This window comes from Staphylococcus sp. GDY8P72P (genome assembly GCF_016890655.1).
GTDB classification, from domain to species: domain Bacteria; phylum Bacillota; class Bacilli; order Staphylococcales; family Staphylococcaceae; genus Staphylococcus; species Staphylococcus arlettae.
Window position 1 is genome coordinate 78,145 of record NZ_JAFEQJ010000005.1, and the last position, 12,950, is coordinate 91,094.

The following is a 12,950-nucleotide window of genomic DNA, read 5'->3' on the forward strand; positions in this document are numbered from 1 at the left end:
GATGACAAGTTAAGCTGTTGTCACCTTATACTCACACAATAATTATACTTGTTGCGTTATTTGATTTATAAAGCTGAAATAGTCTGCGATATTATTATTGAGTTGCGCTTCATTAACATTAAAAGTGCCATACAGTGCATGTGCCCCTATAAATTTCGCACCTACAAAGCGACTCGTCGCATCTAAAGGAGCTAACAATTGTGCTAAAGTGTAGCCTACCGCACCCTCAGCGTGATAATCTTCTTCTGCACTTCCTACAGAAACTGCTGCAGCAAACTGTTTTCCTTGTAATTTATCCCCAGTAGAACCGTAAGCCCAACCATACTCTAATACTTCATCAAAATATTGTTTGAATAAAGGCGGATAACTATACCAATACAATGGAAATTGGAAAATAATAGTTTCGTATTGCTCTAACAATTGTTGCTCCGCTTCAATATCAATAACTTCATTTGGATAAATCGAATACAAATCATGTACAGTGACCTCATCACGTTGTTGCAAAGCTAATTTCCATGCTTTATTTACTTTTGACTGTGTCATATTTGGATATGCGATAATAACTAAAGTTGACATTTTTCCCTCCTAAAAAGACTCATTTAATAAGTTAATATTAAATGAGTCAATATTATAGATACAATATATTTGTTTGAAACTACAATAATCACTACTGCTCTTTAGAATAGTCAGTATTTGTTGCATAATCTGCAATTGCCTTTTTTTGTTTCACTTTAGAAACGTAAGTAACGGCTTCATTTCTATCAAAAATAGTTAAACCAGTAATATCTTTGCCCTTGTTAGGTCGAATAAAACTAGCTAAATATGAAATAATAAACACAATTAAAAATGAGATGATAGATACAAAGAATGGTGAATTGTCCCCACCAATATTGTTAAAAATATAAGCAAAAATAACACCAAAAATTAAACCAATAATTACGCCGAATGCGTTTGTACGTTTAGTGAAAATACCAACTGCAAATACACCAGCTAGTGGCACACCAAATAATCCAGTAATAAGTAAGAATAAATCCCAAATATCATTTGAATCAGCAGCAATTAAATAGATAGACATTGCATAACCAAATAAGCCTGAAATAATTATGATATAACGTGCAAACGTTACTTCACTTTTTTCATTACCCTTCCCAAAAAAGCGATGTTTTATATCTACAGAAAAACATGCTGATATCGAGTTCAAACTTGAAGATATCGTTGATTGGGCAGCAGCAAAAATTGCTGCAATTAATAATCCACCAACAAAAGGAGGCATTTCAGTTAAAATAAAATACGGTACGATAGACGACGTATTAAAACCATTAGGTAGTGCGCTACTATGATTATAAAACGAATATAACATTGTTCCCATACCGTAAAATATAGGTGCTGATATTAGTGCCAATATACCATTTGTCCACAATGATTTAGAAGTTTCTTTCAACGAGTCTGATGCTTGGTAACGTTGAACGACGTCTTGACTTGCAGTATATTGATGTAAATTATTAAAAATGTTACCTAAAAATATAATCGGTATAGCCGCTGCTGCTGTATTGAATTTCCAATTGTCAGCGCTAATTATTTTTTTATTGTTCATTGCATCTGTAACCAATGTCCCCATACCATTTGGTAAATGAACAACCCCTAAAATAATAATGACAACAGCGCCACCAAGTAAAATGACACCTTGAATAAAGTCACTCCACACAACACCTTCAAAACCACCTAAAAACGTATATAAGATACATAAAATACCTACGAGTGAAGCTACAACAAATGGATTTAAATCCGATACAGATGTAACCGCTAAAGTTGGTAAATAAATTACAATAGCTACTCTTCCCAAATGGAATAAAATAAACAACAAAGAACCAATCACTCGTATACTAGGTCCAAAACGCGCTTCTAAATATTCGTAAGCTGACGTGACATTCAATTTCTTGAAAAATGGTACATAGAAAAAGATCAATAAAGGTATTATTGCTACAATAGTAATATTTCCAACTATATAAGACCAATCTGTTAAAAAGGCTTTTTCTGGTGTTGACATAAAAGTAATTGCACTTAAAGTTGTCGCATAAATAGAAAAGCCCACAGCCCAAGATGGTAACCTACCACTGGCAGTAAAAAAGCTATCAGTATTTTGTCCTGCACGTTTAGTGAAGTACACCCCAATTAGCAACATGATAAAAAGATAGAGTAAAATAGCTACCCAGTTCCAAAACCCAAACCCCACTTGTTCCATGAACAATCAACCCCTTAAGTTAAAAATTATAAGTTATATTTATCTATAAGTGTCTCTAACTGTGCTCTATTATTTTCATTAAATGGTTTAAATGGTTTTTTTGGTAAACCACAATCTAGACCACGTGCTTTTAATATTTCTTTTAATGTAGGATAAATCCCCATGTCTAAGATGCCTTCAATAATATGATTAGTGTCATGTTGAATAGCATAAGCTTTAGCAACGTCACCTTGTTGCGCATTTTCAAAAATAGCACGTGCACGCTTACCATTAACGTTATACGTTGACCCAATAGCACCATCAACTCCCGAAATAGCTGCTTGTACCAACATTTCGTCAAACCCCGAGAAAATTAATTTATCCGGGAAATGTTCACGGATTCTTTCAAGTAAAAAGAAATTAGGTGCTGTATACTTTACACCAATTACTTTGTCATGTGAAAATAACTCTTCAAATTGTGTCATTGATATATTAACTCCAGTTAAATCTGGAATAGCGTAAACAATTAAATTATTTTGTGTTGCTTCAATGAGTTCAAAGTAATAATCTTTTATTTCTTCAAAAGAAAATGGATAATAGAACGGCGTAACAGCAGAAATTGCGTCGTAGCCTAATTCAGTTGCGTATTGACCTAATTCTATAGATTCGTTTAAATCTAGTGCACCAACTTGTGCGATTAATTTAGCGTCATTTCCAATGACATCTTTGACTACTTTAAAAATTTGTTTCTTTTGTGCAGTGTTAATTAAAAAGTTTTCTCCTGAACTTCCATTAACGTATAAACCATCTAACCCTTCTTTATCTATAGCATTACGTGCTATTTGTTTTAATCCCTCTTCTTTTACCTGACCATCCTCATCAAAGGGAACTAATAACGCTGCATACAAACCTTTCAAATTATCTTCCATGTTATAAACCTCCATTATTTTCGCTATTTAACTATTTTAGCTACGCTCAAAACTTAATTTTTTAAGTACATAACTAAACGTTACCTATTAGAAATTTTACTTTACAGCTAGAATTGTAAACGCTACCATAAAACTTAGCAATAGAATTCTGAAAATTATATACGTTTAATAAGCACATTAATGAAAATATTTTTCACAAATAGTCTAAATGGAGGTCATCGCATGTCGTACAAAATTGTTTTAGATGTAGGGGGTACACAAATAAAATCTGCTGTACTTGATGAAAATTCTAATTTAGTAACCTTTAATAGCATCCCAACGCCTAATAACATTACTGATTTTATTTTAGATGAGGTCATCCAAATAGTAGAACAATATAAAGAACTGTATCATTTAGATCCAGTCTACGTTGGCATCTCTAGCGCTGGCGTTATAAATCGCGATACAGGAACGGTAGTTTATAGTAGTCCCACGATTGCTAATTTTACAGGGACAAACTATAAGCAAGCATTAAGTCATATTACTCCGTTTGTCTATGTCTGCAATGATGTTGATGCCGCACTATTAGGAGAACTACACACATATCAATATGCACAACAACAAATATTTTGTTTAACTTTAGGCACAGGTATTGGAGGCGCATTTTACACTTCAGAAACAGGTTTATATCAAGGTGCCAACTCTCGTGCCAATGAAATTGGTTATATGCTATACCGTCCTGATAGTGAAACGACTTATGAACAACGGGCAGCTACTTCAGCATTACAAACCCAAATTACTCATCAATATAGTTCAACTGATGTAGATGTTAAATCGTTATTTCTTCAAGCTAAACAAGGAGATGAAACAGCAAGTGCTTTATTACACACTTGGGGTAAAGACGTCGCAGAAGGCGTAGCACAAATTCAATTACTTTATGATCCTGCGTTAATTTTAATTGGTGGCGGAATTTCTGCACAAGGTGATCAATTATTGCAATATATTGTACCTTATGTCTCTTATTTTTTACCTGCCAATTATGAACATGCACCTATTCAAACTACGCATGCGTTAAATAATGCTGCATTACTCGGTGCAGGTAGTTTAATAACACTTTAACCAACTAACCTAAATTAAATAATTGTCGTAACTTCCGTTTATACAATACTTAGGGCCAGAACATTAATAATGTTCTAGCCCTATATATTACGGTTTATCATGTAAAATAACATCTTTTGTTTTTTGATAGACTCGATGTAAATGCTCATCGTCTAATAATAAGTAACTGACAATATCTATTAAAAAATGTGTCGCAATTTGTGTATTAATAAACCTTGTATCATTATTTCTGGATTGGTCTGTCGTAATCAATACTAAATCTGCACATGCTGTAAGTGCACTACCTTCATAGTTAGTAATTGCTACTACAAAAGCACCTTGTTGCTGTGCAATCCCTGCAGCTGAAATTAACTCTGTAGTTTCACCACTGTTCGAAATAGCGACAAACGTATCCGAACCTGTTAATAATGACGCTACAATTTTCATTTGATGAGAATCTGTCGATACATTCCCTTTTAAGCCCATACGCATCGTTCTATAATAAAATTCAGTTGCTGTTAATCCTGAACTCCCTAATCCAGCAAAAATTATTTGTCTACTACGCATAATTTGATTTACAAAATTTTGAATATCAATATCTGAAATAAACTCGCCAGTTTGTTGAATTGTATTTTGATGATAGTTATGAATTTTTTGGATGAGCGGGCTATTCTCAATTTCTTGATTAGTCATTTCCTGTTGCAAATTAAATTTCATATCTTGAAAGTTTTCATAGTCTAATTTATTGGAAAAACGTGTAATGGTGGCAGGTGAAATGCCTACACTATTCGCCAATGAATTAATAGTAGAAAAGTTATCATCAAATTGATTATTTTTTATATAGTTAACGATTTCTTTATCTGCTTTAGTAAATAAATGTTTATAGCGTTGCACTCTATTATCAAATTTCATCTGTGCGTCTCCCCTTTTTAATATAGCCATATTTTACTATAAACGAAAAGTTTTTTCATTAATACTATAACTATTGATTATTTTTTTCCTAATGTTATATTGATATTACTTTAATTAAATCACTATATCTTAAAATTTAATGTTATGGAGTGTGTATTTTATGTTACCTAATGGATTAATCGTATCTTGCCAAGCTTTACCTGATGAGCCACTACATTCATCTTTTATTATGTCAAAAATGGCATTAGCAGCTTATGAAGGTGGTGCTGTTGGAATTAGAGCAAACAGCAAAGCAGATATTTTAGAAATTAAAAAAACAGTTGATCTACCTATCATTGGTATTGTTAAAAGAGATTACGATAATTCCAATGTTTTTATTACTGCCACTAAAACAGAGGTACAAGAATTACTTGAAAGTGGTTGTGAAGTCATTGCACTTGAAGCTACGAATCAACCTCGACCACAAGAAAGCTTAGCAGAATTAGTAGCATATATCCGTCAAGAAGCACCACACATTGAAATAATGGCTGACATCTCTACTGTTGAAGAAGCAAAACAAGCAGAAGAACTTGGTTTCGATTATATTGGCACAACGTTAAGAGGCTATACAACATATACATCTGGTCATGTTTTATATGAAAATGATTTTGCCTTTCTAAAAGAAGTAATTGCTAATGTGAATACTAAAGTGGTTGCTGAAGGAAATGTTGTGACACCAGATATGTTTGCGCGTGTAAGTGAATTAGGTACGCACTGTACAGTAGTCGGCGGTGCTATTACACGTCCAAAAGAAATAACACAACGCTTTGTATCTGCTGTTGCTACTCCCAAACATTAATTTAACTTAAAAAGCGTAGCTATCTATATTCAACGAACGTTTCATTGAAATAAGATGGCTACGCTATTTTTTCATTTATAACTTTATTGTGAGCTATACCGCTTCTGCAATAAATATTTTTCTATCTTCCCATTCGCCTGTTTGGTAATTATAGTTGTCACAAGTAATTAGAGTTAATTGCTTTTTATTGCTGTTTTGTTCCTCTAATACATGAACATCACTGGGCTTCACATCATATATTTTCGTTATTTGGTAATGACGCTTGTCCTGTCCTACTTTAAAATACACATCACTACCTATTTTTGAGGCAGTTAAATTAGTAAATTGATAATGTCGAAGATTCGTATGTGTATGACCTGCTATTGCAATATTTTGATCATCTAATGATTCATCAGCTTCTGCAAAGCTGATGCCTTTTTCTAACTGTTTAGGTGTTGCCGGCCCTTGATATACAGGCTCTTTAATATCAGCATCAGGTACAGTTAAATATCCTACCATAGTTGATGCATTTTGCTGTTTCGTAGACTCAGTAGACTGAAGTTGCTTAGCATCATACTGTTCTACTTTATCTGATGCTTCCTTGTTATAAAAATAATTAGCTATATAAGGCTGTACCAATAAATAAACAGCTACTAACAAACATACTATTCCTAACAACGACAGTAATATATTAATCCTTCGTTTCAACTTAACTACGCCTCTTTCACTTGAATTACTTATGGTTAATATAGCATTGTTTTTTTATAAATCATACCTCTGTTTACAAAACGAAAAAATTGCTCACTAATTACAAAAATTATCACAAGCTTGCAACAATAAAGGGTTCAAAAGTGCACATCAATTTTGTAAAATTGCTGTCATCTTCTAAACCCTAAAAGTTAAAATCATATTCACCATGATTTCCATAATATATATGCTTCACATTAAACATCTTATAGTTAAATTACCTACCTATTTATTTCAATCCATTTCACTAATTCATGCAAATTATTTACTGCAATTGTAGGTTTCACACCATTATCATCAAATAAGTCATTGCGTCTATTAACCCAAGCTGTATCAAAACCAAAGTTCTCAGCTCCTGTAACGTCCCACGAATTTGACGACACAAACAATATTTCACTACGTTTTACTTTATAATAATTTAATACTAATGCATAACTGGCTGGACTTGGCTTATATTGTTTAACTTCGTCGACACTCATAACTGAATTAAAGTATTCAGCGATTTCAGAGTTATCCACTAATGCACGTAACATATTATCATTTCCATTAGACAATATAGCTAAATCTAATGGCTTGTCATTTAACTCAGCTAGAGATTTGGGCACTTCTTTAAAGTATTCTAAATTTTGATAACCATTAAACAATTCATTAATATCATCTCTATTATACGGTACATTATAAACTTCTAAAGTATGTCGTAATGCATTTTTGGTAATTTCATCATATCTTGTATAACGTTCCATAACTTGACGTAGTGTTGCATGATATAATTGTGTCTTACGCCATAAATTAGTTATTTCTGTAGCATGTTCTTTGTTTAACTCTGCAACTTTATCTTTAATTGACATAACATCAAATAATGTGCCAAAAACATCAAAAACAATAACTTTATACATAAAATACCCCTTTCTCTACAAAACAATCAGTACTTATTATTTATCACTAAAGTTAAACGTTGAAACAATTTTTTAATTAATTTTAATACTAAAAAATAAAAGGTAAAATGTATAATCATAAAATGATACATTCTACCTTTTATATTTAAATAATTACATTAACAATTAATATAAATCCTAATCCTAATATAGATAATATAGATTCTAATAAAGTCCATGTTAAAAATGTTTCTTTCATGCTTAAACCAAAATACTCTTTAAACATCCAAAATCCAGCGTCATTAACATGTGAACAAAAAATACTTCCTGCACCTATAGCAAGCACAACTAATGAGAGATTAACATCTACGGTTTGTAATAAAGGTAATACAATACCAACTGATGATATAGCTGCAACTGTAGTAGAACCTAATGCTACACGTAAAATAGCTGCTGCTAACCATGCTAATACAAGGGGTGACATTTGTGAGTCATGAAATAATTGTGAAATAGTGTCGCCAACACCACCATCGATTAAAATTTGCTTAAATGTACCGCCACCACCGATGATTAACAGTAGCATGGCAATTGGAGTAATAGCATTTGAGACAGTGTCCATTATTTGATTCATTGTTTGTTTACGTCTGATTCCCATAGTATATATAGCGATCAAAACTGCAATTAACATCGCCGTTGTAGAAGAACCTATAAAATAAATAAATCCTTCTAGACCTTGAGCGTGTCCGTCTTCATTACCTGTAATCAATTGAACAACTGTCGCAAATAACATCAATACTACAGGACTTAGAGCCGTTAACAAACTTAGTCCAAAACTTGGCATCTCTGATTCATCGATATTCTTAATATCACCCGTAACGGCTTGATTCCCCTCTTTTGCAAAAGCGCTTGGTGCCAATTTATACGCAATTTTAGGAAAAATACCACCAACGATAATTGCTAATGGAATACCAATAATGATACCGTACATTAATACATGGCCGATATTCGCATTTAGTGCTTCAGATATTGCGACTGGTCCAGGATGTGGTGGTAAAAAACCATGCGTTACAGCGATTGAAGTCGCCATAGGTAAACCTACAGATAAATTAGAAATCGACATTCTTTTAGCTAGTGTAAATACTAATGGTACTAATAGAACAAAAGCAACCTCTAAAAATAAAGATATTCCGATAATGAATGATGCAATAATCATTGCCCAAGTAACATATTTTTTACCAAATGTATTAATTAATGTGTCAGCAATGCGAGTAGCACCGCCACCATCGGATAATAATTTACCTAGGATGGACCCTAATCCAAAAATAATCGCGATATGTCCTAATGTATCGCCCATCCCTTTTTCAATAGTTTCTACAATTTTATCTATAGGCATCCCTAAAATCATACCAGTTGCCATAGAAGTAATAATTAATGCTATAAACGTATTTAATTTAAAGACCATGATTAATATTAGTAATATGGCTACGCCTATAACGACACCTATAATTGGCCAAAACTCTCCCAACATAAACATCCCAACTTTCATTTTTATTTATTTAATTGATATACTTCAGTTAATGTTTCTGTAGCTCCAACATTTCCTGGGAAAATAACATATGGCATATTTTCATATTTTGCTTCACTACCAGTTAGCCAAATTGGTACGCCTTTAGTAATTTGGCCAATAACTGTCGCTTTTTTAATATTCAATCCTTTAGTGGCAACATCACTTGAAGTAATACCGCCTTTTGCGATAATGAAATTAGGTTTAAGTGTTAAATTACTAACAATTTCGACTAAACAATTAGAAATATTTGTCGATATACTTAAATTATTAGTTAAATCAGCTGTCTTAATTACATCTCTAGACGTATAAACAACAACGTCTTCACCTTGTGCAATCAACCTTTCGACCTGTGCAATGATAGATTTTATATAGTCAGTTAAACTTGGTTTTGTTACTTCTGTCACATCAAATTCAATAGTCTGAATATCGGAATGAGCAATTAAATGATTCAACTGATCCGATGATTTTTTGACATGTGATCCTACAATAATAATGCCGCCATGTGAATTGTCACTGACATCATTTAAATTTATAATTTCTCCAGGTGTTTCACATATTGCTTTTACAAATGATGCTGCTGTACGGAACATAAATTGCTTTTTATGTGTACTTAAATAAGAAGTAAGACAAGCTACAAAGAAATCTAAATCTTCATCATTTAATGCATCAACAACTACTGCATCAAAATGTTGCAAGTCATCGAAAAGTGACATTATCGTCTCACTCTCACGATTACGCAATTGTTGTAAAGTAATGTGATATACATCGTCTGACTTGATATCACCATTACTTTTTTCTGCTATAAAATCATCCATACGTTCAGCACTAAAGCCAAATGTTGTATCTTGTGCAAATTCACTGTTGGCTATCGGAATATAGGCATCATCTTCTTGTAAATAATGTATTCCGTTATACGTATACCTTTGTCCTTCGAAAAATGCTGGTATATAAAATACGCCATCAAAACCATGACTTGCGCTATCATTAAGCACTTTAGGTTCAAGATAAAAATGACCGCGTAACGTTGAGTCACCTCTACTAATAACTATAAAAGGTTGATTTAATTCTTTAGAAATTTGTTCAATGTTCGTCATTATTTCTTTATGCACAATTGTAGTTTCTTCTTGATTAAGCGCACGGGAATTAGTCAAAATATAGAACATTTGATTTGCTTGTTGAAAGCCATCTTTAATGTATTCTAATGACCAATCTGTATAAACTGGTAAATCTTTCACAGTTTGTGTACCAGTAGGATCGTCATCTAACACAATTATTTTATACGTTAAACTTTCTAAACCTTTGTCTATTTCATCTTGTTTTTGTTCTAAAATTAAGTTTTTATTTAGCATATTTCCACCTACATATTGTTGATTTTTTCAAAATATTTAATAATTCCAGAGTGATCATTAAGACCATTGCCTGCAATTACTTCAGCTTTGTAAATTTCTTTTACTTGGTTAGTTAGCGGTAACGTTAAATCAACTGTATCCGCAGTAGACACTACATTTTTTAAATCTTTCAGATTAATGTTTAAAGTGCCACCAGCTTGATAATTTTGCTCAATCATTTTTGGAAATTTAGCATCCATCACAGAAGAACCGGCCAAGCCATCTTTAATAGCGCTGTACATCGCTTCTAAATTGATATCAAATTTTTTCGCTAACACCACTGCTTCTGATAGTGCTGAAATGTTCATATTAACGATTATTTGGTTCGCTAATTTTACAACACTACCAGCTCCAACATCTCCTACTCTAATAACAGATTGTGCTACGGGATCTAATATTTTTGTGATGACATCTAAGTCTACTTCTTTACAACCTACCATGACCGATAGTTCTCCAGTGATTGCTAATGGTTCCCCACCACTTACTGGTGCATCAACATATTTCACATTTTTTTCTTCTAACACTTTACTTATTTCCAATGACTCATTGGGCGTTAACGAACTCGTATCAATTACATGTTTTACTGCAATATCTTCATACTTTAATACAGCATTTTCTCCACTATATAATACAGCTTTAACAATAGCCCCATTTGGCAATGACGTAATTAAACAGTCAACTTGCTGTGCTATTTCTTTAGTTGTTGCTATCACAGCACCATATTGTTGCATTTCTTGTTGTGCTTCATTATTTACATCATTTACTAAAACTGTTTGTCCTGCTTTCAACAAATTTTTCCCCATAATTCCTAAACCAATAAATCCAATTTTCATATTTTTACCTCCACTGAAAACGTTTACATATTATTGTATGCCAAAATAATTAAAATGTATACATTTTGTTCTAATTTTTTTTATAGTACACTATGTATAGTGAGGTGACAGTAGTGAAAAACGTAGAACAATCTATTTATCAAAAAATCAGAAATGACATAATTAACGGGGATTTAATTCAAAATGAAAAAATAACAGAGACTAAGTTAGCTAAAAAATACAATGTTAGTAGAACTCCTATAAGAGAAGCATTAACACAATTAGAATTAGAATATTTTATTAAAGATGGTTATGTCTTTATACCGACATCAGAAGAGTATCGTCAAATTTTCGAAATGAGAATACTGCTAGAATCTTACGCTTTGCGTAAGGCAGCTGTAGTGTATACCGAAGAAGATTTATTAGAATTACAAAGTTATACCGAAATTGATATGGATTCCTTAGAAGAAGAACAAATTATTCAAACAAACGATGCTTTTCATAAAAAAATTATGGCAGCTACTAATAATCAATTTATCTTAAACAACTATCAAAAATTACAAAGTTATATTTATTTGTTTAGTAAAACTGTTATAAACAAACGTAGACCTGGCTTAATTGAGGAACATGCAGAAATAGTTGCCGCCTTACGTAATAGAAATACTGATAAAGCTGTAGCATTATTAGAACAGCATTTGAACAATGATTTAGAATTCAGTTTATATTACTTAAATAATAAATCTTGATGTATACAAGCCACAGTTTGTTAAACTTTTGTAAATCTTCACTTTTCATGCTTTTTTTACTTTTAAAGTGGTTATAAATAAGTAAGAGAGGATGTGGAGATAATGAGCAAACAAATTTTCTTGGATATCGTAAACCTTTGTAGTATCGGCTTGTTTTATTTATTACTTATTGTCTTAACGCTATTTACATTAGATTATTTTAATATGCACACAAGTGGATCTTTATTTTTATTATCATTAAGCTCTATGACTGTTATTCAAATATTTAACCATGCGGAATTTAATGGCTTACTCACACTATTTTCACTTGTAACTGTAGTTGTTATTGCATGCAAATCAATACACCTCTATATCATGGAACGCTAATCGCAATAAGATATTGAGTAAAGAAATTATACGGTTTGCCAGTACATCTTCAAACATATTTAATCTTGTTTATATTCGATAAAAATTATATAATAATCTCGAGGATGGTAAGCGCAAACATTATAGTTTATTATAGTCTAAATTATTTACTTTGCTTTAGCGCACCTAAATCAATTGCTCATATAATCAATGTTATACCATTCTCAACAATGGTCTTACTCAGACTGATTGGACAGACTTAAAACTACCTTCAGGCAGTAGTTTTAAGTCTTTTTTATGTTAATTAACTTTTTAAAATTCCCCCACTTTTTTTAGTGCAACACTATAAAATTTTAATCACTTTTTTAATAATTTTCTCCTTTACCATTACAACGATTAAAAATATTAGTATTTACTATGTTTTTATTAATCTTTCTTGTAGACACTCCCTATAGATTGTTTAAAACGGTACACTTGATATAAATGAAATTATAATTTGAGGTATTTACTAATG

General features: G+C 32.0%; 13 protein-coding genes. 4 read left to right on the forward strand and 9 right to left on the reverse strand.

Features of this window, described 5'->3' with window-relative positions; translation table 11 throughout:
• Positions 1-42 precede the first annotated feature (42 nt).
• The 3 genes from JVU85_RS00760 to JVU85_RS00770 form a co-directional block, all read right to left on the reverse strand.
• Positions 43-576 (reverse strand): NAD(P)H-dependent oxidoreductase, encoded by a 534-nt coding sequence (locus tag JVU85_RS00760; RefSeq protein WP_204171577.1) that lies wholly within the window; start codon positions 574-576, stop codon positions 43-45.
• 91 nt (positions 577-667) lie between these two features.
• The gene (locus JVU85_RS00765; protein WP_204171578.1) at positions 668-2,242 is read right to left on the reverse strand and encodes a sodium:solute symporter family protein; all 1,575 of its coding nucleotides are present in this window, start codon (positions 2,240-2,242) and stop codon (positions 668-670) included.
• 26 nt (positions 2,243-2,268) lie between these two features.
• Positions 2,269-3,150 carry an N-acetylneuraminate lyase gene (locus JVU85_RS00770; RefSeq protein WP_103388562.1) on the reverse strand — a complete coding sequence of 294 codons (882 nt, stop codon included), beginning with the start codon at positions 3,148-3,150 and terminating at the stop codon, positions 2,269-2,271.
• A 222-nt stretch (positions 3,151-3,372) separates the two neighbouring features.
• On the opposite strand from JVU85_RS00770, the gene JVU85_RS00775 reads away from it, so the two are divergent.
• Positions 3,373-4,248, forward strand: coding sequence for an ROK family protein (locus tag JVU85_RS00775; protein WP_204171579.1), 876 nt, complete (start codon positions 3,373-3,375; stop codon positions 4,246-4,248).
• Positions 4,249-4,335: 87 nt separating this feature from the next.
• Here the strand turns inward: JVU85_RS00775 and JVU85_RS00780 are convergent, their stop codons facing one another.
• A complete protein-coding gene (locus JVU85_RS00780; RefSeq protein WP_002509547.1) occupies positions 4,336-5,139 on the reverse strand; it encodes a MurR/RpiR family transcriptional regulator in 804 nt (267 codons plus the stop codon).
• Between the two features lie 160 nt (positions 5,140-5,299).
• Between JVU85_RS00780 and JVU85_RS00785 the strand changes: the two genes are divergently transcribed.
• Positions 5,300-5,977, forward strand: coding sequence for an N-acetylmannosamine-6-phosphate 2-epimerase (locus JVU85_RS00785; protein ID WP_002509548.1), 678 nt, complete (start codon positions 5,300-5,302; stop codon positions 5,975-5,977).
• A gap of 93 nt (positions 5,978-6,070) precedes the next feature.
• On the opposite strand, the gene srtA is transcribed toward JVU85_RS00785, so the two are convergent.
• The 5 genes from srtA to JVU85_RS00810 form a co-directional block, all read right to left on the reverse strand.
• Entirely contained in the window at positions 6,071-6,664 is a 594-nt protein-coding gene (gene srtA, locus JVU85_RS00790; RefSeq protein WP_204171580.1) for a sortase, read from the reverse strand.
• Between the two features lie 260 nt (positions 6,665-6,924).
• Complete coding sequence (locus JVU85_RS00795; protein ID WP_002509550.1) at positions 6,925-7,599, reverse strand: haloacid dehalogenase type II; 675 nt, start codon at positions 7,597-7,599, stop codon at positions 6,925-6,927.
• Positions 7,600-7,744: 145 nt separating this feature from the next.
• Complete coding sequence (locus JVU85_RS00800; protein WP_002509551.1) at positions 7,745-9,106, reverse strand: gluconate:H+ symporter; 1,362 nt, start codon at positions 9,104-9,106, stop codon at positions 7,745-7,747.
• Positions 9,107-9,126: 20 nt separating this feature from the next.
• Positions 9,127-10,494, reverse strand: a complete 1,368-nt coding sequence (locus tag JVU85_RS00805; RefSeq protein ID WP_021459585.1) for a four-carbon acid sugar kinase family protein — start codon at positions 10,492-10,494, stop codon at positions 9,127-9,129.
• Positions 10,495-10,502: 8 nt separating this feature from the next.
• The gene (locus tag JVU85_RS00810) at positions 10,503-11,366 is read right to left on the reverse strand and encodes an NAD(P)-binding domain-containing protein (RefSeq protein WP_204172039.1); all 864 of its coding nucleotides are present in this window, start codon (positions 11,364-11,366) and stop codon (positions 10,503-10,505) included.
• A 113-nt stretch (positions 11,367-11,479) separates the two neighbouring features.
• Between JVU85_RS00810 and JVU85_RS00815 the strand changes: the two genes are divergently transcribed.
• A complete protein-coding gene (locus tag JVU85_RS00815) occupies positions 11,480-12,091 on the forward strand; it encodes a GntR family transcriptional regulator (protein ID WP_021459587.1) in 612 nt (203 codons plus the stop codon).
• A 102-nt stretch (positions 12,092-12,193) separates the two neighbouring features.
• Positions 12,194-12,457, forward strand: a complete 264-nt coding sequence (locus JVU85_RS00820) for a hypothetical protein (protein WP_002509555.1) — start codon at positions 12,194-12,196, stop codon at positions 12,455-12,457.
• The last annotated feature ends 493 nt before the right edge of the window (positions 12,458-12,950 follow it).

Excerpts from the sequence above, each read along its gene's own strand:
- JVU85_RS00805 (WP_021459585.1), bottom strand. The coding sequence starts at position 10,494 with ATGCTAAATAAAAACTTAATTTTAGAACAAAAACAAGATGAAATAGAC.
- JVU85_RS00795 (WP_002509550.1), bottom strand. The coding sequence starts at position 7,599 with ATGTATAAAGTTATTGTTTTTGATGTTTTTGGCACATTATTTGATGTT.
- JVU85_RS00765 (WP_204171578.1), bottom strand. The coding sequence starts at position 2,242 with ATGGAACAAGTGGGGTTTGGGTTTTGGAACTGGGTAGCTATTTTACTC.
- JVU85_RS00780 (WP_002509547.1), bottom strand. The coding sequence starts at position 5,139 with ATGAAATTTGATAATAGAGTGCAACGCTATAAACATTTATTTACTAAA.
- JVU85_RS00810 (WP_204172039.1), bottom strand. The coding sequence starts at position 11,366 with ATGAAAATTGGATTTATTGGTTTAGGAATTATGGGGAAAAATTTGTTG.
- JVU85_RS00800 (WP_002509551.1), bottom strand. The coding sequence starts at position 9,106 with ATGTTGGGAGAGTTTTGGCCAATTATAGGTGTCGTTATAGGCGTAGCC.
- JVU85_RS00770 (WP_103388562.1), bottom strand. The coding sequence starts at position 3,150 with ATGGAAGATAATTTGAAAGGTTTGTATGCAGCGTTATTAGTTCCCTTT.
- JVU85_RS00760 (WP_204171577.1), bottom strand. The coding sequence starts at position 576 with ATGTCAACTTTAGTTATTATCGCATATCCAAATATGACACAGTCAAAA.
- JVU85_RS00820 (WP_002509555.1), top strand. The coding sequence starts at position 12,194 with ATGAGCAAACAAATTTTCTTGGATATCGTAAACCTTTGTAGTATCGGC.
- JVU85_RS00785 (WP_002509548.1), top strand. The coding sequence starts at position 5,300 with ATGTTACCTAATGGATTAATCGTATCTTGCCAAGCTTTACCTGATGAG.
- JVU85_RS00775 (WP_204171579.1), top strand. The coding sequence starts at position 3,373 with ATGTCGTACAAAATTGTTTTAGATGTAGGGGGTACACAAATAAAATCT.